Annotated in this window: 17 protein-coding genes; 4 read left to right on the forward strand and 13 right to left on the reverse strand. The window is 56.9% G+C overall.

The features are described from left to right. Positions 1-9: 9 nt before the first annotated feature. The 8 genes from queE to rlmD all read right to left on the reverse strand — a co-directional run bounded on the left by queE (position 10) and on the right by rlmD (position 12,337). Positions 10-681 (reverse strand): 7-carboxy-7-deazaguanine synthase QueE, encoded by a 672-nt coding sequence (gene queE / locus J2Y91_RS03310; RefSeq protein ID WP_133622876.1) that lies wholly within the window; start codon positions 679-681, stop codon positions 10-12. 94 nt (positions 682-775) lie between these two features. Beyond that, positions 776-2,443 carry a methyl-accepting chemotaxis protein gene (locus J2Y91_RS03315; RefSeq protein ID WP_133622875.1) on the reverse strand — a complete coding sequence of 556 codons (1,668 nt, stop codon included), beginning with the start codon at positions 2,441-2,443 and terminating at the stop codon, positions 776-778. A gap of 108 nt (positions 2,444-2,551) precedes the next feature. Beyond that, positions 2,552-4,438 (reverse strand): acyltransferase family protein, encoded by a 1,887-nt coding sequence (locus J2Y91_RS03320; protein WP_133622874.1) that lies wholly within the window; start codon positions 4,436-4,438, stop codon positions 2,552-2,554. A gap of 207 nt (positions 4,439-4,645) precedes the next feature. Further along, the gene (gene eno, locus J2Y91_RS03325; protein WP_253537261.1) at positions 4,646-5,941 is read right to left on the reverse strand and encodes a phosphopyruvate hydratase; all 1,296 of its coding nucleotides are present in this window, start codon (positions 5,939-5,941) and stop codon (positions 4,646-4,648) included. Positions 5,942-6,024: 83 nt separating this feature from the next. Next, the gene (gene pyrG / locus J2Y91_RS03330) at positions 6,025-7,662 is read right to left on the reverse strand and encodes a glutamine hydrolyzing CTP synthase (protein ID WP_253537263.1); all 1,638 of its coding nucleotides are present in this window, start codon (positions 7,660-7,662) and stop codon (positions 6,025-6,027) included. A 199-nt stretch (positions 7,663-7,861) separates the two neighbouring features. Then, a complete protein-coding gene (gene mazG, locus J2Y91_RS03335; RefSeq protein ID WP_133622873.1) occupies positions 7,862-8,644 on the reverse strand; it encodes a nucleoside triphosphate pyrophosphohydrolase in 783 nt (260 codons plus the stop codon). Positions 8,645-8,750: 106 nt separating this feature from the next. After that, positions 8,751-10,988: a GTP diphosphokinase gene (gene relA / locus J2Y91_RS03340; RefSeq protein WP_048917142.1), complete on the reverse strand. Its 2,238-nt coding sequence runs from the start codon at positions 10,986-10,988 to the stop codon at positions 8,751-8,753. Positions 10,989-11,020: 32 nt separating this feature from the next. Then, on the reverse strand, positions 11,021-12,337 hold the full coding sequence (rlmD, locus tag J2Y91_RS03345) for a 23S rRNA (uracil(1939)-C(5))-methyltransferase RlmD (RefSeq protein ID WP_253537289.1): 1,317 nt from the start codon (positions 12,335-12,337) through the stop codon (positions 11,021-11,023). A 140-nt stretch (positions 12,338-12,477) separates the two neighbouring features. Here rlmD and barA point away from each other — a divergent pair, with 140 nt between their 5' ends. Continuing rightward, positions 12,478-15,204: a two-component sensor histidine kinase BarA gene (gene barA, locus J2Y91_RS03350; protein WP_133622871.1), complete on the forward strand. Its 2,727-nt coding sequence runs from the start codon at positions 12,478-12,480 to the stop codon at positions 15,202-15,204. Positions 15,205-15,280: 76 nt separating this feature from the next. On the opposite strand, the gene J2Y91_RS03355 is transcribed toward barA, so the two are convergent. The 5 genes from J2Y91_RS03355 to syd form a co-directional block, all read right to left on the reverse strand. Beyond that, positions 15,281-16,423: a glycerate kinase gene (locus tag J2Y91_RS03355; RefSeq protein ID WP_133622870.1), complete on the reverse strand. Its 1,143-nt coding sequence runs from the start codon at positions 16,421-16,423 to the stop codon at positions 15,281-15,283. 84 nt (positions 16,424-16,507) lie between these two features. After that, the gene (locus J2Y91_RS03360) at positions 16,508-16,957 is read right to left on the reverse strand and encodes a flavodoxin (protein ID WP_048917146.1); all 450 of its coding nucleotides are present in this window, start codon (positions 16,955-16,957) and stop codon (positions 16,508-16,510) included. A gap of 14 nt (positions 16,958-16,971) precedes the next feature. Further along, positions 16,972-17,757, reverse strand: coding sequence for a tRNA pseudouridine(65) synthase TruC (gene truC, locus J2Y91_RS03365; RefSeq protein ID WP_048917147.1), 786 nt, complete (start codon positions 17,755-17,757; stop codon positions 16,972-16,974). Then, positions 17,757-18,083, reverse strand: a complete 327-nt coding sequence (locus J2Y91_RS03370; RefSeq protein ID WP_133622869.1) for a YqcC family protein — start codon at positions 18,081-18,083, stop codon at positions 17,757-17,759. The genes truC and J2Y91_RS03370 overlap by 1 nt, the downstream gene beginning before the upstream one ends. 598 nt (positions 18,084-18,681) lie before the next feature. Further along, the gene (gene syd, locus J2Y91_RS03375) at positions 18,682-19,233 is read right to left on the reverse strand and encodes a SecY-interacting protein (RefSeq protein ID WP_133622868.1); all 552 of its coding nucleotides are present in this window, start codon (positions 19,231-19,233) and stop codon (positions 18,682-18,684) included. A 116-nt stretch (positions 19,234-19,349) separates the two neighbouring features. Here syd and queF point away from each other — a divergent pair, with 116 nt between their 5' ends. From queF to xni, 3 genes are all read left to right on the forward strand, one after another. After that, the gene (queF, locus tag J2Y91_RS03380; RefSeq protein WP_048917150.1) at positions 19,350-20,195 is read left to right on the forward strand and encodes an NADPH-dependent 7-cyano-7-deazaguanine reductase QueF; all 846 of its coding nucleotides are present in this window, start codon (positions 19,350-19,352) and stop codon (positions 20,193-20,195) included. A gap of 155 nt (positions 20,196-20,350) precedes the next feature. Next, positions 20,351-21,715 carry a nucleotide 5'-monophosphate nucleosidase PpnN gene (gene ppnN / locus J2Y91_RS03385; RefSeq protein ID WP_253537292.1) on the forward strand — a complete coding sequence of 455 codons (1,365 nt, stop codon included), beginning with the start codon at positions 20,351-20,353 and terminating at the stop codon, positions 21,713-21,715. A gap of 38 nt (positions 21,716-21,753) precedes the next feature. Then, complete coding sequence (gene xni / locus J2Y91_RS03390) at positions 21,754-22,503, forward strand: flap endonuclease Xni (RefSeq protein WP_133622867.1); 750 nt, start codon at positions 21,754-21,756, stop codon at positions 22,501-22,503. The last annotated feature ends 34 nt before the right edge of the window (positions 22,504-22,537 follow it).

Below are 22,537 nucleotides of genomic sequence, written 5' to 3' on the forward strand. Positions count from 1 at the left end.
GAGGGTTAATCAGGCAATATTCAGATACTTATGGGTCTGCATCGACAGGCGCCAGTTGCGCGCAATGCAGGTTTCGATGCACAACCTGGTCGCATCGTCTTTCTGGCTGATCGGCTGCAGCGCGATAATCCGCGTTTTCTCATCGCTGAGCGTTGCCAGCAACTCGTCTAACGCATCAACATCACGCTGGCGAGCCACCGGGTGCTTCACCTCGTCGGCGCGGATTAAAGCCTGGTTCAGCACATCGTAACCGCCGCGCATATTCACCTTCGGCGAGACCGTAACCCAGGTTTCCGGGGTACAGAGCACCTCGTGAGTGCCGCTGGTTTCAATCTGGCAGCTAAAGCCATTCTCCTGCAATGCGGCAGTCAACGGCGTCAGATCGTGAATACAGGGCTCACCGCCGGTAATCACGACGTGCTTAGCCGTCCAACCGTGCTGACGGATCACCCCAAGCAGGGCCGCCGCATCCGCCGCGCCCCAGGCATCGGTTTCTACGGTTTTCAGCAGAATATCCCCCAGCGAGGTTTCCCGATCGGCCAGCTTATCCCAGGTGTGTTTGGTATCACACCAGCTGCAGCCCACCGGGCATCCCTGCAGGCGGATAAAAATTGCCGGCACGCCGGTGTAAACACCTTCGCCCTGCAACGTCTGGAACATTTCATTTATCGGGTACTGCATGCACATCTCGACTGGCGGCTAAATTAAGGGCGCAGATTATGGCAGATTGACGGGATAAGGCCAATCACACTGTGCTTTTTTCCGCCATCAGACGTTAAAAGGTCTCCCAGCTGCCTTCATCGCTGGCCGTTACCTGGCGCGGAGCCGTCAGCTTTAGCGGCTTTTGCACCTTAACAGCGGGCGCCGTCAGGCTCTTTGCCTGATGCTGGCTGATTTTAAACACCGCCACCGCCTGCGACAAACGGCCCGCCTGCTCCTCCAGTGAGGCTGAAGCGGCTGCGGACTCCTGCACCAGCGCGGCGTTTTGCTGCGTCACGCGGTCCATCTCGGTAACTGCCTGACCAATCTGGTCGATACCGCGGCTCTGTTCGTCGCTGGCGGAGGAGATCTCCCCCATAATGTCGGTGACGCGCACCACCGCATTCACGATGTCGTTCATGGTCTCCCCGGCGGTGGTAACCTGCTGGGAACCGGCATCCACGCGGCTTGCGGAGGCTTCAATCAGCCCTTTAATCTCTTTCGCCGCCTGAGCGCTGCGCTGCGCCAGATTACGCACTTCCCCCGCCACCACGGCAAATCCACGCCCCTGCTCACCGGCACGCGCGGCTTCCACCGCGGCGTTAAGCGCCAGAATATTGGTCTGGAAGGCGATGCCGTCAATCACGCTGGTGATATCAGCAATCTTTTTGGAGCTGTCGGCAATTTCGCTCATGGTTTTCACCACGCCATTGACCACACGCCCGCCCTTTTCAGCCGTTTCTGACGCGCTTTTTGCCAGTGATGAGGCCTGACGCGCATTTTCGGCGTTCTGCTTCACGGTCGCCGTCAGCTCTTCCATGCTGGCTGCAGTCTGCTCCAGCGAGGCAGCCTGCTGCTCGGTGCGCGACGAGAGGTCGTTGTTGCCTTGGGAGATTTCGCTGGCGCCGGTGTAGATGGCGTTAGCGCTGTCGCGCACGTTGCTTACGGTGCCGATCAGCGACTGCTGCATCTGCGTCAGACCCTCAGCCAGCAGACCCATTTCACTGCGCCCTGCCACCACCAGCGTTTCTGACAGGTCACCGGAGGCGATGCGCTGAATATGTTCCAGCAGCTGTTTCAGCGGCGTCAGCAGCACGCGTTTAATCACCATCCAGACGGCAATAACCAGCAGCACCAGACTCAGTACCACCAGCGCCAGCGTCCACACCATATTACGATAACCTTGCTGGTTATCTTCGCTGCCGGTCTGCAGCAGTTTGCCATTCTGGACGCGCCAGGTATCGTAACTTTTTTCCAGATTATCCTGGGCTTCCTGCGCTTCCAGATTGCCGTAAGCCTGATAGTTATTGGCACCCAGATATTGCACTGACATTTTTAACGTTTCGGAAAATTGCTGATAGTGCTGCTCAACGGTGTTCGCAAGCTGTTCATTTTCGCCAACCTGCATCGGGAAGCTTTTATAACGGGCGAAGTGCTGGTTCGCATCATCCAGCGTCTCCTGTGCCTGGCTCAGCAGCTTACTGATGGCGGCCAGGGACTTCTCGTCCGTCTGATTTTTCAGCATGCGGATGGCCACACGGTTAATCGTGACGCGGGTCTTAACCAGCGTCTGCCACGCGTCGCTCAGCTGCCCCTGCTGCTGGGTCAGGATAGTGGCGCGGGTAAAATTATCCTTGTCCTTGCTGATGGCATTAAACGACAGCGCGCTGGAAACCAGCAGCAGCGTGCTGAAAATGAGCAGCATAATGATAATGCTGGTAACGACTTTGATATTTTTAAGCATGATGCCCACTCTGTAATAGGAAAACTCCTGGTACAGGTAGTATCGGCATAAGATGATTCTTACTTAAATTAATTACAAAAACCCCCGACGGCTGCCGGGGGTGGCGGGTTACATAAAGTTTTTGTCGTGCATCTGAATCATCGCCTGCTTTGCCACATCTTTCGCTCCGCTGAGGGTGAAATGGCCATAATCGTTAGAGAGCGGATGGCCGTCGGAGGCGATTCCCCGGCAGACGTTACCCGGGCAAACAATCGAGTAGACCGAGATATAGCGCGTCCCCTGCGCCAGCATTGCCGCGTTCATCTGCGCATCCGTTGCACGCACCTCTTTCTTGACGGAGGAGGCGACCAGATCTTTGCGACCGTCGGTCTGATAGGCCAGCAGGTCGGGCAGGGCTTCGGTGTACTCCACGGTCGGCCCCATCACGATGATGTTATCCGAACGCGTTTTCAAATGGTCGAGCGTGGCGCGCAGCGGCGCAATATCTTCCGCTGCCCAGCGCGCGGAAATAATCACGCCATCAATTTTATGCTCGGGTATCCACTGGTCATACACGTAATCCACCAGCTCGCTGCACGGATTGCGCAGAGACTGTCGGGAGAGCGGCTTACAGCCCGCCGAGGTCGCCTGGATAACATTGATGTCACTGCCTGCCGCCAGGCTGACAGCACGCCACAGGTGCGCCGCATGGCTGTCACCGATCATCACGTAGTTCTTCTTTTCCGGCACGGTTTGCAGGCAGAACTGGCGGTCAAACGGTTTGTCCTCATGGCTTTTGCCATCGACAAAGCACTGCCCGCGACGGTATTGATAGTCAAACTCCGGCATTTTGCTGTACTGCGCATACTGCGCCAGCGACAGCGCCTGCGCTGAGAACTGCCCGGAGCCGTTGCTGAGATGGCCCTTATAGATCGCCCCGGCAGACATCAGCGCCAGGCCAACCACCGATGCGGTCACAATACGCCCGGGGGAAACCCAGGCCAGTTTGTAGCGGAAGGGTATTTCAATCAGATAGCGTGAGGCAATCGCCAGGGCAAACGTCAGGCCAAGGATCGTCAGCTCGCGCACGCCCGGCTCGAAGTTAAAGAACATGCGCGCATAGACGATAATTGGCCAGTGCCAGAGGTACAGGCAGTAGGAGATCATGCCGATATAGACGATCGGCTTCAAGGCCAGCACGCGCGAGACCACTGACTGCTGGCCGGCAAGGATAATCAGGAAGCTACCGACGCAGGGCCACAGCGCATTCCACCCCGGGAAAGGCATATCGGTATTCAGCTGGAAGAAGCCGTAGAGGATCAGCGCCAGCCCGGTCAGACTGATGCCGTGCTTCAACCCGGCGGTTAAGCGCGCCGTTTTTGCTTCCAGCCCGGCAACCGCAATAATCCCCCCCAGTGCCAGTTCCCAGGCGCGGGTTGGCAGCATGTAAAAGGTAAATGTCGGCTTGCGGGTCACGCCATAGATACTCAGCAGCAGCGAGGCGACAATGACCAGCAGCATCACCTGCGTCGTGCGGCTGCGGAACAGGCGCACTACCAAAAGCAGTACGATAGGGAAGAGGATATAGAACTGCTCTTCTACCGCCAGCGACCAGGTGTGCAGCAGGGGTTTCAGATCGGCCGGGCCGTCAAAGTAACCGGTGGTTTTCCAGAAGAAGATGTTAGAGGCGGAGAGCAGCGCCGCCAGAGCACTGTTGCTCAGGTCGCTAAACTGCGCGGGCAGCAGATGGTAATAACCAAAGACAAGCGTAGCCAGCAGCACCACAAACAGCGGCGGCAGAATGCGCAGGCAGCGGCGCTTATAAAAGTCGAGGTAAGAGAAATTTCCCGCCATCGCGTTGTTATAGATAATCCCGCAGATCAGATAGCCTGAAATGACGAAGAAAATATCCACCCCGGTGAAGCCGCCGGGTATACCACCCATCCCCATGTGGTACGCAATAACGGGCAGTACGGCAAGTGCGCGTAGCCCGTCAACATCAGCACGGTATTTCATTTTGACGTTCCTGATTACAAATAGTACCAGGAATTTACACAAAATTACCGAAGAAAACGCCCCACCCGCCGTGAACCAGGACTTTTCCGCATCGGAAGGATTCTCATCTAACTCACTGAAAATAATATGATAAGCAAAAAAAAGCCCCGTCCGCAGACGAGGCTTTTCAGATAATCCTCAGCCCATCAGGCTTCAGATATCAGCATCTTACTGGCCTTTAACTTCTTTCAGGCCGTTGAATGGCGCACGGTTGCCCAGCGCTTCTTCGATACGGATCAGCTGGTTGTACTTAGCAACACGGTCAGAACGGCTCATTGAACCGGTTTTGATCTGGCCTGCAGCAGTACCCACCGCCAGGTCAGCGATGGTGGCATCTTCAGTTTCACCTGAACGGTGAGAGATCACCGCAGTGTAACCGGCGTCTTTTGCCATTTTGATCGCAGCCAGCGTTTCGGTCAGTGAACCGATCTGGTTGAATTTGATCAGGATGGAGTTAGCGATGCCTTTGTCGATACCTTCTTTCAGGATCTTGGTGTTGGTAACGAACAGATCGTCACCCACCAGCTGGATTTTGTCGCCCAGCACTTTGGTCTGGTAAGCGAAACCAGTCCAGTCAGATTCATCCAGACCGTCTTCGATAGAGACGATTGGGTACTGTTTAGTCAGGTCTTCCAGGAAGTGAGTAAACTCTTCAGAAGTGAAGGATTTGTTACCTTCGCCTGCCAGCACGTACTTGCCGTCTTTGTAGAATTCAGACGCTGCGCAGTCCATCGCCAGGGTGATGTCTTTACCCAGTTCGTAGCCTGCTGCTTTTACCGCTTCAGCGATAACAGCCAGTGCTTCGGCGTTAGAACCCAGGTTTGGCGCGTAGCCACCTTCGTCACCGACCGCAGTGCCCATGCCTTTCGACTTCAGCACTTTTGCCAGGGTATGGAAGACTTCAGAGCCCATACGCACAGCTTCTTTCAGCGTTTTTGCGCCAACAGGCTGGATCATGAATTCCTGAATGTCGACGTTGTTGTCTGCGTGCTCGCCGCCGTTGATGATGTTCATCATTGGCAGTGGCATAGAGAACTTGCCTGGGGTGCCGTTCAGTTCAGCGATGTGCTCGTACAGCGGCATGCCTTTAGCAGCAGCGGCTGCTTTGGCCGCAGCCAGGGAAACGGCCAGGATGGCGTTAGCACCAAACTGAGATTTGTTCTCAGTACCGTCGAGATCGATCATGATCTTGTCGATGTTGGCCTGGTCTTTCGCATCTTTACCGGTGACCGCGTCAGCGATTGGACCGTTAACGGCGGCTACCGCTTTGGTTACGCCTTTACCCAGGAAACGAGATTTGTCACCGTCACGCAGTTCCAGCGCTTCGCGAGAACCAGTAGAAGCACCTGATGGCGCTGCTGCCAGACCGACAAAGCCGCCTTCCAGGTGAACTTCAGCTTCAACGGTCGGGTTTCCACGGGAGTCGATGATTTCGCGACCGATGACTTTAACGATTTTGGACATTAGTTTTTCCTCAGTACAAGTTAACTTAAACTTAGACACAAACAGCCTGAAACGTTCAAATTTTCAGGCTGTTATGAAAACACTTATTTTGCCAAACGCTTCTGGTACTCGCTGGCGGCTTTTACAAAGCCGCTGAACAGCGGGTGCCCGTCTCGAGGTGTTGAGGTGAATTCCGGGTGGAACTGACACGCAACATACCAGGGGTGGTCAGGAAGCTCAATGATCTCAACCAGCTGGTCATCCCCTGAGCGGCCTGCGACACGTAATCCAGCCGCCTCAATCTGCTTCAGTAGCATATTGTTGACTTCATAACGATGACGGTGACGCTCAACGATGGTGTCAGAGCCGTACAGCTTCTGCACCAGGCTGTTTTCGGTCAGCTGACACTGCTGGCTGCCGAGGCGCATGGTGCCGCCCAGATCGCTCTGCTCACTGCGCTGCTCGACGTTGCCGTCTTCGTCGCGCCATTCGGTAATCAGCGCCACCACCGGGTACTTACAGTCCGGGACGAATTCAGTCGAGTTCGCGCCTTCCATATGAGCCACGTTGCGGGCGAATTCCATCAGCGCAACCTGCATCCCCAGGCAGATGCCAAGGTAAGGGATGTTGTTTTCGCGCGCGTACTGCGCCGTCATCAGTTTGCCTTCCACGCCGCGATAGCCGAAACCGCCAGGAATAAGGATAGCATCCAGATCCTTCAGCAGTTCCACGCCACGGGTTTCAACATCCTGTGAGTCGATCAGTTTGATATTCACGGTGACGCGATTTTTCAGGCCGCCGTGCTTCAGCGCTTCAATCACCGACTTATAAGCATCCGGCAGCTCGACATATTTGCCGACCATACCGATGTTCACTTCGCCGCCTGGATTGGCTTCTTCGTAAATCACCTGCTCCCACTCGGCCAGGTTGGCTTCCGGGGCATTCAGGTTGAAGCGCTTACAGATATAGTCATCCAGGCCCTGCGATTTCAGCATGCCAGGAATCTTGTAGATGGAGTCGACGTCTTTCAGTGAGATAACCGCTTTTTCCGGCACGTTACAGAACAGCGCGATTTTCGCCCGCTCGTTGGCCGGTACAGCGCGGTCAGAACGGCAGATCAGCACGTCAGGCTGAATACCGATCGACAGCAGCTCTTTCACCGAGTGCTGGGTTGGCTTGGTTTTCACTTCGCCCGCAGCCGCCATATAAGGCACCAGCGTCAGGTGCATGTACATGGTGTGCTCACGACCTACATCTACCGCCATCTGGCGAATCGCTTCGAGGAACGGCAGTGATTCGATGTCACCCACGGTACCACCAATTTCAACCAGCACAACATCGTGGCCTTCGCCGCCTTCGATGATGCGCTCTTTGATCGCATTGGTAATGTGTGGGATCACCTGAATGGTCGCGCCCAGATAGTCACCGCGGCGCTCTTTGCGCAGCACTTCTGAGTAGATACGGCCAGTGGTGAAGTTATTACGACGGCTCATTTTGGTACGGATGAAGCGCTCGTAGTGACCGAGGTCAAGATCGGTCTCTGCGCCGTCATCGGTCACGAAGACCTCACCGTGCTGAGTCGGGCTCATGGTGCCCGGATCCACGTTGATGTACGGGTCCAGCTTCATGATGGTCACATTAAGACCACGTGCTTCGAGAATGGCGGCCAGGGAGGCTGCGGCAATGCCTTTACCCAGAGAGGAAACGACCCCGCCGGTCACAAATATATAGTTCGTTGTCATGCTGAACCTGAGAATGTAGGTTTAAAGACGATGGAATGAATAACCAGGACGGGAAAATAGTATACCCGAATCCCCCGGGTGCGACAATTGATCGTTTCCGGTTGTGTGCCGTCCACCGCATTTACCGCCCTGACATTACCTGAATGGCGGAAAAATAAGGTTGATGCATGTCACATTTTTGTTGAATCGTGTCAGCCAATTATTCCTGAGATTTTACCACCTGCCACGCGTCTTCCATCTGGTCCAGGGTAGCCTGCGACATTTCCATCCCCTGACTGGCGATAATCTGTTCAACCTGGCGGAAGCGGCGTTCGAATTTGGTATTGGCTTTCTGCAGCGCGGTTTCCGCCTTACTGCCGAGGTGGCGTGAAAGGTTAACCGTGGCAAACAGCAGGTCGCCGATCTCCTCTTCCAGCTTGTCCTGGTCGATAACCGCCTGCTGCGCTTCGTGCATAACCTCATCAATTTCTTCGTGTACTTTGTCCAGCACCGGCCCGATGGTGGTCCAGTCAAAGCCCACGCTGCTACAGCGCTTCTGGATTTTATGGGCGCGCATCAGCGCTGGCAGCGCGGCAGGAATATCGTCAAGCGCCGAATGCTGTGCTTTCTCCGCACGCTCGTCGCTTTTGATTTTTTCCCAGTTAACCAGCACCTCAGCGCTGCCGCTCACCTGAGCATCGGCAAAGATGTGCGGATGGCGGCGCTCCAGCTTATCGCTGATAGCGTTGCAGATATCGTCGAAGTTAAAGCGCCCCTCTTCCTGCGCCATCTGCGCGTAAAACACCACCTGAAACAGCAGATCGCCCAGTTCACCGCGCAGATCGTCAAAGTCGGCGCGGTTGATCGCGTCGATCACTTCATAGGTTTCTTCAAGGGTATAAGGCGCGATGGTGGCAAAGGTCTGCTGGCGATCCCAGGGGCAGCCGTTTTCCGGATCGCGCAGGGTTTTCATGATGCCCAGCAGGCGATCGAGAGAAGTCATAATTTATTCCTGATTTGTAGGGGCCGACCTTCTTTTTCGGTCGGCCCTGTGCATCGCCATGACGGGGCGACCAGAAAAGCGGTCGCCCCCTACGATTCACTGATGATCAATGTAATCTCTTAGCGTCGATGATATCCGGCACCTGATTCAGCCGCGCAATCACCCGGCTCAGCACCTGCTGATTATAAATTTCAATATCCATATCTATGGTCGCCAGCTGCCTCTTGGTATCGCTGTGGCTGGAAACGCCCAGCACATTGACCTTTTCGTTAGCCAGAATGGTGGTGATGTCGCGCAGCAGGCCGCTGCGATCGTTGGCGGTGACGCGCACCACCAGCGAATAGCCGCTGGAATAAGACTCACCCCAGACGGCATCGACGATGCGTTCCGGCGCGTGCGACATCAGGTCCGTCAGCTGATCGCAGTCTGCGCGGTGAATCGAGATCCCGCGCCCCTGGGTGATAAAGCCGGTGATATCATCGCCGGGGATCGGCTGGCAGCAGCGCGCAATATGGTGCATCAGATTGCCGACACCTTCGACCACCACGCGCCCGCTCTCTTTACTGCGCGGTACGCTGTTGGAGGTTTTCTGCGTCAGCTTTTGCAGCGCCTCGCGGTCTTCCTCTTCCGCACTTGGCTTGTGCAGCTTCGACTGCAGGAAGTTGCTCATCTGATTGAGGCGCACATCGCCGCCGCCAATTGCCGCCAGCAGTTCATCCAGCGTATTGAAGTTGTAGCGCGGCAGCAGCAGCTTCTCGGCATCTTTCAGATTGATATCGAGGTGGTCCAGTTCGTTGTCGAGGATCTGGCGCCCGGCGATAATATTCTTGTCGCGATCCTGCTTGCGGAACCAGGCGTGCACCTTAGAGCGCCCGCGGCTGGTGGTCACGTAACCGAGGTTCGGGTTCAGCCAGTCGCGGCTCGGGTTCGGCTGCTTCTGGGTGATGATGTCAATCTGGTCGCCCATCTGCAGCTGATAGGTAAACGGCACGATGCGCCCACCAATCTTCGCGCCGATGCAGCGGTGGCCGATATCGCTGTGAATATGGTAGGCAAAGTCGAGCGGCGTGGAGCCGGCCGGCAGGTCCACCACATCCCCTTTCGGGGTAAACACATAGACCCGATCGTCAAACACCTGGCTGCGCACTTCGTCGAGCATCTCGCCGGAGTCCGCCATCTCTTCCTGCCAGGTAATCAGCTTGCGCAGCCAGGCAATACGCCCTTCATGGCCGGAGGCGCCGCGTGCGCTGCCGCCGGCTGCCGCGCCCTCTTTGTACTTCCAGTGCGCCGCCACGCCCAGCTCGGCATCTTCATGCATCTGGCGCGTGCGGATCTGAATCTCAACGGTTTTACCCTTCGGCCCCAGCACCACGGTGTGAATGGACTGATAGCCGTTCGGTTTTGGGTTCGCGACATAGTCGTCGAACTCGCTTGGCAGATGGCGATACAGGGTATGCACAATGCCCAGTGCGCCGTAGCAATCCTGCAGACGCTCCGCCACGATGCGCACGGCACGCACGTCGAACAGCTCATCAAAGGCCAGCGCTTTCTTCTGCATCTTGCGCCAGATGCTGTAGATATGTTTCGGGCGGCCATACACTTCCGCCTTCACGCCCTCTTTCACAATCTCGGTACGCAGCGACTGCACAAAGGTATCGATATAGTCTTCGCGATCGATACGGCGCTCGTGCAGCAGCTTGGCAATGCGCTTGTACTCTTCCGGATGCAGGTAGCGGAAGCAGAAATCTTCCAGCTCCCACTTCAGCTGGCCGATACCGAGGCGGTTAGCCAGCGGAGCATAGATATTGGTGCACTCTTTCGCCGCCAGCACGCGCTCATCTTCCGGCGCGTCTTTGACTTCGCGCAGGTGGGCGATACGCTCCGCCAGCTTGATGACCACACAGCGGAAATCTTCCACCATCGCCAGCAGCATGCGGCGCACGTTATCGACCTGCTCAGAGGCCATTGAGTCATTATGGGTGGCTTTTAACTGGCGAATAGCGTCCATATCGCGCACGCCGTGAACCAGCGAGACGATAGCTTTACCGTGCTGCTCCTCAAGCCGCTGCTCGGTAACCACCCCAGCGTCGGCCAGCGGGAACAGCAGCGAGGCACACAGCGTTTCGCAGTCCATGCTGAGCATCGAGAGGATTTCAACCATCTCAACGCCGCGCCACAGCAGCAGCGCGGCATCAGGATGGTCTTTAGTGGTCGCCTCACAATAGCGCCAGGTTTCGGCCAGTCGTTCACATGACTGCTGGTTGGAGATCCCCAGACTGGTGATCCATTGGTCGAGCGCAAACTCGCCAGCCGTATTCAAATGTGCACTTCTTACCGCAACCATATCCTCTCCTGGCGTAGCCCCCGTTCAGGGACCTATTTTCGGCTAAACAGCACCATGGATTCCAGATGCCCGGTATGTGGGAACATATCGAGCATTGTCACCCGTTCCAATTGGTAGCCGGACGTCAGTAATGCCTGACTATCCCGTGCCAGCGTCGTCGGGTTACAGGAAACATAGACCACCCGCTGCGGCGCAAGTTTAATGATATGCGCCATCACGCCGGCGGCACCGGCACGCGCCGGGTCCAGTAACACCTTGTTAAATCCCTGAGCAGCCCAGGGTTGGCGGCTGACATCCTCTTCGAGGTTATGCTGCCAGAACGACACGTTATGCAAATTATTCAATTCTGCATTATACGCACCCTTCGCCACTAATGCTGCAACACCCTCCACACCTGCGACATTTTCAGCCAGTTTACCCATTGGCAGGCTAAAATTTCCCATTCCGCAGAACAGGTCAAGCACCCTGTCGTCCGCTTTCAGCTCCAGCCACTCCAGCGCACGGGCCACCATCTGCTGATTGACCTCATCATTGACCTGAATAAAGTCGCGCGGGCTGAAGGTCAGCGTCAGGTCGTGAGAACGATAGTGTGGCATCTCTCCCGAAATCTGCACAAGCGTGTCACTGTCAGGGGCAAGATACAGTGCCAACTGATGCTCATGCGAAAACTGTTCCAGTTTTTGTCGGTCGCTGTCAGCAAGGGGGTCAAGATGGCGTAAAACCAGCAGCGGGCCGTTATCCGCCAGCACCAGTTCAACGTGCCCGAGGCGCCGCACCGCCTGCAGATCATTGAGCACGGCGCGAAGTGGCTGAATCAACGCATTAAGTTCGGGCTTCAAAATGGGGCATTGCGTGATATTGACCAGCTCGCTGGAGGCCTTTTCGCGAAACCCCATCTGCAGGGCTTGGGTTTTCGGCTGATAATTGAGGCTGAGACGGGCGCGGCGGCGGTAGCCCCAGGGCTGCCCGGCAATCACGTCGTCGACGCTCACGGCAAAGCCGCTTTCCCGCGTCAGCAGATGCGCCAGCGCGTTTGCCTTGCTCTGCTGCTGGAGTTCGCTGGATGCATGCTGCTGCTGGCAGCCACCACAGCGGCTGAAATGCGGGCAGCGCGGTTCCACTCGCTGCGGGCTGGCGCTAATAATGCGCTGCACCACGCCGCGTGAATACTGGCGCTTATCCTCTTCGATCCTGACTTCGACCTGTTCGCCGGGCAGCGCGCCCTGCACAAACAGCGCCTTGCCATTGTGGCGTGCCACGCCCTGACCAAAAGCATCCAGATCATGAACCGTTACCGTTATCGTCTGGCGGGTCGTCACGCGCCGTTTTGCAGAGTAGAATTGCGCCATTATTTCTTTGCTTCTCAAAAGTCAGGGTTATTGCCGGAAAAAATCGGGTGTAGCCTGGCATAGCGGCAGAAAAAATTCGACTGATTCAGGATAATACGCAACACGGACGGCAGAGCTGCACGCCGCGCACAGGGAATATTATGACCAAATACAGCCTGCGGGCACGCATGATGATCTTAATTCTGGCGCCGACGCTGATGATCGGGCTGCTGCTGTCGACGTTTTTTGTCGTCAATCGTTATAACGAGCTGCAAACCCAGCTGACCGATGCCGGGATAAATATTATCGAGCCGCTGGCCGTTTCCAGCGAATACGGTATGACCTTCCACAGCCGCGAATCGGTGCGCCAGCTGGTCAGCCTGCTGCACCGCCGCCATTCGGATATCGTGCGCGCTATCTCAGTGTTTGATGACCACAATCAGCTGTTCGTCACCTCGAATTATCATCAGTCCCCTGACCTGCTGCGCCTGCCGGATAACACGCCGCTGACGGCTAGATACCTGAAGCAGCGCCAGGGTAACTCCGTTATTCTGCGCACGCCGATCCTTTCTGAGAGTTACTACCCCGATGAGTCTCCGGGGCAGGACGCCAAACCGACCGGTAATCCGCTCGGCTATGTGGCGATAGAGCTCGACCTGCAGTCGGTGCGCCTGCAGCAGTATAAAGAAGTGTTTATCTCCACCCTGCTGCTGCTGCTGTGCCTGTGTATTGCGATGCTGTTTGCCTACCGCCTGATGCGCGACGTTACCGGGCCAATTCGGAATATGGTCAGTACCGTTGACCGCATTCGCCGTGGGCAGCTCGACAGCCGCGTTGAAGGCTATATGCTCGGCGAGCTGGACGTGCTGAAAAACGGCATTAACTCGATGGCGATGTCGCTGACGGCCTATCACGAAGAGATGCAGCAGAATATCGACCAGGCGACGTCCGATCTGCGCGAAACGCTGGAGCAGATGGAGATCCAGAACGTTGAGCTGGATCTGGCAAAAAAACGTGCGCAGGAGGCGGCGCGCATCAAGTCCGAGTTCCTCGCCAATATGTCGCACGAGCTGCGCACCCCGCTCAACGGCGTCATCGGCTTTACCCGCCAGACGCTGAAAACCACTCTCAACTCGACGCAGCGCGACTACCTGCACACTATCGAACGCTCGGCGAATAATCTGTTGAGCATCATCAATGACGTGCTCGACTTTTCCAAGCTGGAGGCGGGCAAGCTGATTCTGGAAACCATTCCGTTCCCGCTGCGCGCCACGCTGGACGAGGTGGTGGTGCTGCTGGCGCAGTCGGCGCACGATAAAGGGCTGGAGCTGACGCTGAATATTCAGAGCGACGTGCCGGATAATGCCATCGGCGATCCGCTGCGCATGCAGCAAATCATCGTCAACCTGCTGGGCAACGCGATTAAATTTACCGAGCGCGGCAATATTGATATTCGCGTGGAAAAACGGGCGCTGAGCAATAACCGCATGGAGCTGGAAGTACAGATTCACGATAGCGGCATCGGCATTTCCGAAAAGCAGCAGTCGCAGCTGTTCCAGGCATTCCGCCAGGCCGATGCCAGCATCTCACGGCGCCACGGCGGCACCGGGCTGGGGCTGGTGATCACCCAAAAGCTGGTCAACGAAATGGGCGGTGAGATCTCCTTCCACAGCCGCCTGAACCACGGCTCCACCTTCTGGTTCCACATTAATCTGGCGCTGAACCCCAACGCGGCAAGCGATCCGCGCCTGATGGACTGTATTGAGGGGCAAAGCCTGGCCTACGTTGAGCCTAACGCCGCCGCCGCCAAAGCGATGATGGAGATGCTCAGCATCACGCCGATGAAAATCCACTACAGCCCAACGCTGGCCGAGCTGCCGGACCCGCACTACGATGTGCTGCTGATGGGGCTGCCGGTAGCCGATCGCCATCATCTGGAAATGACCGGTGAGCAGCTGACGCCGATTCTGCAGCGCGCCGACAGCGTGATTATGGGCCTGCCGTTCCAGATGCAGGTGTACACCGAAGAGCTAAAAGCGCGCGGCGTGACCGCCTGCCTGATCAAACCGATTTCGATGACGCGCCTGCTGCCGATTCTGGTCGATCACCATGCCAGAGATGTTCAGCAGTTGATTGAGCGCCCGCGCCTGCCGCTGCGGGTGATGGCGGTTGACGATAACCCAGCCAACCTCAAGCTGATTGGCGCTCTTCTCGAAGAGCAGGTGGCGCACATTGTCCTGTGTGATAGCGGCGAAGCGGCGATCAAGCAGGCCCGGCTTCAGCATCTCGACATTATTCTGATGGATATTCAGATGCCGGAAATTGACGGCATCCGCGCCAGTGAAGAGATCCGCGCCCTGCCGCAGCACGCGAATACGCCGATTGTCGCCGTGACCGCGCACGCGCTGGATGGTGAACGCGAACAGCTGATTAAAGCGGGGATGAATGACTATCTTGCCAAGCCGATCGACGAGAAAAAACTCAGCCGCCTGCTGGCGCGCTATTCGCCGAGTGCGCGCCAGGCGCTGCCGCCGGTGATTGAGGTCCCGGCGTCCCTCGACTGGGCGCTGGCGCTGCGCCAGGCTGCTAATAAGCCCGACCTTGCCCGCGATCTGCTGCAGATGCTGGTGGATTTTCTGCCGGAAGTGCAGTCGCTGATCGACCAGTATATTGGCGAAAATAATATCCCGGCGCTGCGCGATATCATCCATAAGCTGCACGGCAGCGCCAGCTACAGCGGCGTGCCGCGCATGAAACAGCTCTGCCTGCAGCTGGAGCAAAATCTGCGGCACCATGAGGATATCAGCGCCGTTGAGCCTGAGCTGTTTGAGCTACTGGATGAGATGCAGAATGTGGCGAGACTGGCAACGGAACGCTTAAAACATTAGCCGCGGGTTGGTCATAGCGGGTCAGGCATACCTGACCCCAACGGAATTTCCCGCACGCCAGCGGGCGAGGTCACCATTAACCAATATGCATCCCAATAGCTAGCGTGGCGGCGATATTGCGCGCGGCGATACGCACATTTTCTGCCGCTTCGTCCAGCGCCTCCTGCAGGCTGCAGATGCGGTAGATCACGCTGAATACCGCGTCCAGCCCGTGCTGATGCACCACGCCCGCATCCTGCGTCAGGCTGCCAGCAATGGCGATCGTCGGTATGTGATAGCGCTTAGCCACCCGCGCCACGCCAATCGGGACTTTACCGTGAATAGTCTGGCTGTCGATACGCCCTTCGCCGGTGATCACCAGCGTGGCATCCTGCACCAGTGCATCCAGACCTAAGGCATCAGTAACAATCTCAATGCCCGGGCGCAGGGTGGCCTGACAGAACGCGAGCAGCCCTGCGCCCATCCCCCCTGCTGCGCCGCCGCCCGCCACGCTTAACACGTCACACTGCAGGTCACGCTGAATAATGCGGGCAAACTGCGCCAGCGCTTCATCCAGCTGTTTCACCTGCTGCGGCGATGCCCCTTTTTGCGGGCCAAATACCGCCGATGCCCCCGTCTCTCCAAGCAGCGGATTGGTCACATCACAGGCGACGTCGATACGGCAGCTTTTGATACGCGCATCGAATTCACTGAGGTTAATCGAATCCAGCTGCGCCAGCGCCGCGCCACCGTAAGCCACGGGCTTACCGCTGGCGTCGAGTAATTTAGCCCCCAGCGCCTGCACCATTCCCGCGCCGCCGTCATTGGTGGCGCTGCCGCCAATACCAATAATCAGGCGCTCGACCCCCTTATCCAGCGCATCGCGGATCAGCTCGCCGGTACCCCAGCTGGTGGCGTGCAGCGCATCACGCCGATCGGCAGGCACCTGCTCCAGCCCGCTGGCGGCGGCCATTTCGATAATCGCGCAGCAGCCGTCGCCGGACAGCCCGTAAAAGGCATCAACCGGCGTGCCCAGCGGACCGGTAACGCGCAGTGGAATAATACGGCCCCCCGTAGCAGCAACCATGGCGTCAACGGTGCCTTCACCACCATCGGCGACGGGCAGTTTGACGTAGTGTGCATCGGGAAAGATGTCGCGAAAACCCAGTTCGATTTGGGTGGCAACCTGTAACGCAGAGAGGCTTTCTTTATAGGAATCCGGGGCGATAACGATTTTCATAAGTTATCCATCAGGTTGGCGGTGGGGCACCATTGGCACGGGCCGACCGAAAAAGATGATCGGCCCCTACAGATACGGCATACTTTATCCGATCAGCTTAGCCCACTGCTCAACCCACGGGGAGGTGACCTCCTCCGGTTCCGGATTTTCGCAGGCATCCACCGTCAGCATCTCGCCGACGCGCTGCGCGCCGTGCTCCTGCAGCAGTTCAGCAAACTTTTTACCGCCGCCGCAGAAATCGTCGTAGCTGCTGTCGCCCAGCGCAATCACGCCGTAGCGCAGCCCTGGCTGGTGGCCGAGCTTATCTTTAATCGCGTGGAAGAGCGGCGCGATGCTGTCCGGCAGATCGCCCTGCCCGGTGGTCGAGGTGATCACCAGCACCACTTTATCCGCGTAGTGCTGCCACTCTTCCAGCGTTGCATCTTCATATATCTTGACCTGATGCCCGGCTTCAAGCAGCAGAGTTTCGGACTCTTCGGCGACCAACAGTGCGTTACCGTAAACCGTGCCAACAAAAATGCCTACCTCAGCCATACCCTCTCTCCTTATCAGAACTCAATTTTCTCACTATCCTGCGGGCTTTCAGCAGCAAACTCAACCCGGGGGATATGCGGGAGCGTGTTTTGCCAGCCGCAGTGCGTCATCGCGCGCTGCCATACTGCATCCAGCCCGGCTCGTAACAGCAGCGGCTCGCCGCTCACCGGATGGTTCAGGCGCAGCTCGCTGGCATGCAGCATCAGGCGATTCATAGCAAAGTTGGCTGCCGCTGAGCGGTTCTGCTTCAGGTCGCCATGGGCGCTGTCGCCGATAATCGGATGACGCAGATGCCTCATATGACGGCGTAGCTGATGCTTGCGCCCCGACTCCGGCAGCATTTCCACCAGCGAATAGCGCGTGGTGGCGTAAGGTCCGACCGCGACCGGCAGCTCTGCCGTTGCCACTCCGCGCCAGTGGGTTACCGCAGGCTGCGGGGCTTTTTCCGGCTGGCTAAACTTGTCGGCGATTTTATCCAGCTCTTCGGTCAGCGGATAGTCGAGCGTCTCTTCGCCCTCCAGCCAGCCGCGCACCACGGCATGATAGGTTTTTTGTATTTTATGCTGTTCAAACTGCTGCGACAGCAGGCGCGCCACCTCGCTGGACAGCGCCATCAGCAGCACGCCGGATGTTGGGCGATCGAGCCGGTGTACTGTGAAAACATGCTGGCCAATCTGGTCGCGCACGGTCTGCATCACAAACACGGTTTCATGGCGGTCGAGCCAGCTACGGTGCACCAGCCAGCCCGAGGGTTTGTTTACCGCAACCAGCCACTCATCCTGATAAATAATCTCCAGCATTAGTTGGGCGACTCGAACAGCTGATCAAAAGCGTTTAAGCGGTGCAGCAGCGCGGCGCGCTGCGGAATTTCGCCCTCCAGCCAGACTTCATAGTAGGGGGCGATGGCCAGCGCAACGGGCAGAGGTGCAGCCGCATCCAGCAGGGCCTGCATACGTGGCAGGAACACCCACTGCAGCCACTGCAGCGGCGTCATGGTGTCAAGGCAGAAAGGTTCAGTGCTGGTAAAAGCTTCGCTGTTAGGCGCAACGGATTGCCATAGCCCCGCCTGTTTAAGCAACGATTCAATTGCCAGTAATCGTTCCTGAATCTGTTGTTCACGGCTCATAGGGATCTCCCACTGTGGTTAAGGGCGCAGAGCATAGCATTCACACGCTGCTCAGTGAAAAGTATGCACGAAAAAAAGGGGCACTGTATTAACAGTGCCCCCGGTTCGTTCGCAGCTTTCCAGCTACCTTTATGCTCCCTGCTCTTCCTTGAAAACTGTTCCTGTGCTCTCCTGAGCAAACATCATCCTGATGTTATCCGTTCACTTCCCTGCTAGCCGTCTTCCTGTACGGTTCACGTTCTCCTTCCTGGAGGTGTCCATTACCTCATCCTGAGGTTTCCCTGCTTCAATCCCGAAGCCTGTCCCTGCGACATCATCCTGATGGGTCCAACTCATTCCATGAGTACGTCACTCCTTGACGTTAATCCTGTTCCTGAATGCCCTTCCGATGAGGTAATTCTGCCTGATTGTCATAAGCAAACAAGATACTTCTCACGGCTTTTTGTGGCATAAGCTTAAGATAATTCGCAACAATCTGGCTAACTTAATGATCTACAATATTTTTACATTTGAATGCTAGCAGACATTAAGTTCATTCGTAGCGATCTCTCACAACCTTTGTGAGAGATCTCGCACAGGACGGGCAGAGAAAAGCGCATTACAGGCCATTAAGCGGCTGTAAATGAATAAGAAAGTTCTGAAGAGATGGGGCGAGAATCTGACGTTTTTGCGTGCCCAACTGCTCAAGGATCACTTCGCCGCTCAAATTACACACCGACACCACTTCCAGCTCAGAGTCTGTTGTGGCGACAAATAAAGTCGGGGAGTGCTTCAGCCGACGCTTCATGACCAGATGACCAATCAGGTTCTCCTGCACGCGCTGAAAATCATCTTCACTCCAGACCTGTACCAAAGACACGCGCTGACCGGAAAAAGTTCCCGACATATCTGCGGCAAATTGTGCGGTATAAAAGCCGCTAACGGACGGCTGCAGCTGGATATCCAGCGCACGCTCTACCGACTCCAGATTTTTGGCCAGCGTAAATGGCTGCGGCTGCCACCAAACGGCATCGCCCTGCGTAGCCACGACACACGGCGAAGGGATGCCAAGCAGCTCCTCGCTGGCGGGAAGGTGGCCGCTCTCTTGCTGCCAGAGGTCACAGTAGCGTTGGCTAAAATCGCGTAGTGCCTGGGCGGTTTCTTCGATCATTCTTTTTTCACTCTTAGCTGGCTGGGTTACACTTACAGGCCATTGTAGCCTGAATGCTAATCAGGCTAACGAATTCGTCATCTCGCCTGTCCCGACGGGCGCAATAAGGTATCAGCATGTCTTCATACGACCATCATCAGGCACTGGAAGGCCTGACACTGGGGAAACCCACAGAATACCACGACAGCTATCAGCCTGCGCTGCTACAGGCAGTGCCGCGTAGCCTGAATCGTGAACCGCTGGGGCTCTATCCGGATACCCTGCCGTTCACCGGAGCCGATATCTGGACGCTGTACGAGCTCTCCTGGCTCAACAGCAAAGGGCTGCCGCAGGTGGCGGTGGGTGAAGTGGCGCTGGATGCCGACAGCGTGAACCTGATCGAGTCGAAAAGCTTTAAGCTCTACCTCAACAGCTTTAACCAGACAAAATTTGCCGACTGGGGCGAAGTGCGTCAGACGCTGGAGCGCGATCTCAGTGCCTGCGCCGCAGGCAAGGTCAGCGTGGCTCTGTTCCGCTTGCAGGAAATTGAAGGGCAGCCCATTGGCCATTTCGACGGCAGCTGTATTGATGAGCAGGACATCGTGATTGATGATTATCAGTTCAATGCTGACTACCTGCGCGACGCGGCCGCTGGGGAGATCGTGGAAGAGCAGCTGGTGAGCCACCTGCTAAAATCTAATTGCCTGATCACTAATCAACCCGACTGGGGTTCGGTGCAGATCAGCTATCGCGGCCCGCGCATTCAGCGCGAAGCCCTGCTGCGTTACCTGGTCTCATTCCGCCATCACAATGAGTTTCACGAGCAGTGCGTAGAGCGTATTTTCAGCGATATTCTGCGCTACTGCCAGCCGGAAAGCCTGAGCGTTTACGCGCGCTACACGCGCCGCGGCGGGCTGGATATCAACCCGTGGCGCACCAATGGCCAATTCAAGCCGGGACGCTCGCGCCTGGTTCGCCAGTAATCTCCGGTTTATCTCTGTTAATCTGTTGTTAAATCAAAGGCGAAAAGGCTAATCTGGACACGGGCAGCAGCAGCACGCTGCCCAGGGAAATTTTGCCCCGTTGACCGCCATATCACGGGGTTACTGCACACCCAGGCGGGTGTAAAGGAGTTCACTTGATTACACATATCAGCCCTCTTGGCTCGATGGACCTGCTTTCACAACTGGAAGTCGACATGCTGAAGCGCACGGCCAGCAGTGATCTCTACCAGCTGTTTCGTAACTGCTCACTCGCCGTGCTCAACTCCGGTAGCCAAACCGACAGCAGCCATGAGCTGCTCTCCCGCTTCGAAAGTTTTGATATCAACGTGTTGCGCCGTGAGCGCGGCGTCAAACTGGAGCTGATCAACCCGCCGGAAGAGGCGTTTGTTGATGGCCGGATTATCCGTGCGCTGCAGGCTAACCTGTTTGCCGTACTGCGCGACATCCTGTTCGTCAACGGCCAGATCGATCAAGCCGGTCGCTTCCAGCGGCTGAAAATTGAAGATCCGGTTCATCTCACCAACCTGGTATTCTCCATTCTGCGCAATGCGCGCGCGCTGCTCGTCGGCGAAGAGCCGAACACCGTAGTGTGCTGGGGTGGTCACTCGATTAACGCCGTGGAATATCAGTACTGCCGCACCGTTGGTGCCCAGCTCGGCCTGCGCGAACTGAATATCTGCACCGGTTGCGGACCGGGCGTGATGGAAGCGCCGATGAAAGGGGCCGCCGTCGGCCACGCCCAGCAGCGCTACAGAGAGGGCCGCTTTATTGGCCTGACCGAGCCGTCAATTATCGCCGCCGAGCCGCCAAACCCGCTGGTTAACGAGCTGATCATCATGCCGGACATTGAAAAACGTCTGGAAGCCTTTGTACGCATGGCGCACGGCATCATTATCTTCCCGGGCGGCGTAGGTACGGCGGAAGAGCTGCTCTACCTGCTGGGTATATTGATGAACCCGCATAACCATGACCAGGTGCTGCCGCTGATCCTCACCGGGCCGAAAGAGAGCGCCGATTACTTTAAGGTGCTGGACGAATTTATCGCCAGCACCTTGGGTGATGAGGCGCGTAAACACTACACCATCATTATCGATGATGCGGCGGAAGTGGCGCGGCTGATGAAGAAAGCGATGCCGAAGGTGAAAGAGCATCGCCGCGAAACCGGCGACGCCTACAGCTTTAACTGGGCGTTGCGTATTGCTCCTGACCTGCAGATGCCGTTTATGCCGAGCCATGAAAATATGGCAAATCTTAACCTGTCGCCGGATCAGCCCGCCGAGGATCTGGCTGCGGCACTGCGTCGCGCGTTCTCCGGGATCGTCGCCGGTAACGTTAAGGATGTCGGCATTCGCGCAATCAAAGAGAAAGGGCCATACAAGCTGCACGGCGATCCGCAGATCATGCGCCGCATGGACGATCTGCTACAGGGCTTTGTGGCTCAGCACCGCATGAAGCTGCCGGGCAGTGCCTATATTCCCTGCTACGAAATCATCAAGTAACCGATGAGCGGCCTGCGGGCCGCTCAGGATTAACGATTTTGCACCATTTACTGATTATCGATGCGCTGAATCTGATTCGCCGCATACACGCCGTCCAGGGTTCTCCCTGCCAGGACGCCTGCCTGAATGCCATCCATCAGCTGCTGGTGCATACCCGCCCGACGCATGCTGTGGCGGTGTTTGACGATGACGACCGCGCTGACAGCTGGCGGCACCGGCTGCTGCCGGATTACAAAGCCGGGCGCTCGCCGATGCCGGATGCGCTGCACAATGAAATGCCGCTGCTGCGCGCGGCCTTTGCCGGCGTAGGGGTTAACTGCTGGCACTCTCCCGGCGATGAGGCTGACGACCTCGCCGCGACGCTTGCCAGTAAAGTGGCCGCCGCCGGGCATCAGGCTACCATTGTCTCCACCGATAAAGGCTATTGCCAGCTGCTGGCACCTAATGTGCAGATCCGCGACTATTTCCAGAAACGCTGGCTCGACGTGCCGTTTATTGCCGCCGAATTTGGCGTGGCGCCAGCCCAGCTCACCGACTACTGGGGGCTGGCAGGGATCAGCAGCAGTAAGATCCCGGGCGTGGCCGGTATCGGCGGCAAAAGCGCCACGCAGCTGCTGCAGCAGTTTGGTAGCCTGGCAGGAATTTATCAGCAGCTGGATCGGGTGCCGGAGAAGTGGCGCAATAAGCTGGAGCAGCATCGCCAGATGGCGGAAATCTGCCAGCGGGTCGCCACGCTGAGAACGGATTTGGTACTGGCGGGGAATTTAAAGGATTTGCGATTGCCGTAATTCGCGGGCGGACCAGAAAAGCGGTCCGCCCCTA

The sequence above is a fragment of the Erwinia aphidicola genome, assembly GCF_024169515.1.
Classification (GTDB): domain Bacteria; phylum Pseudomonadota; class Gammaproteobacteria; order Enterobacterales; family Enterobacteriaceae; genus Erwinia; species Erwinia aphidicola.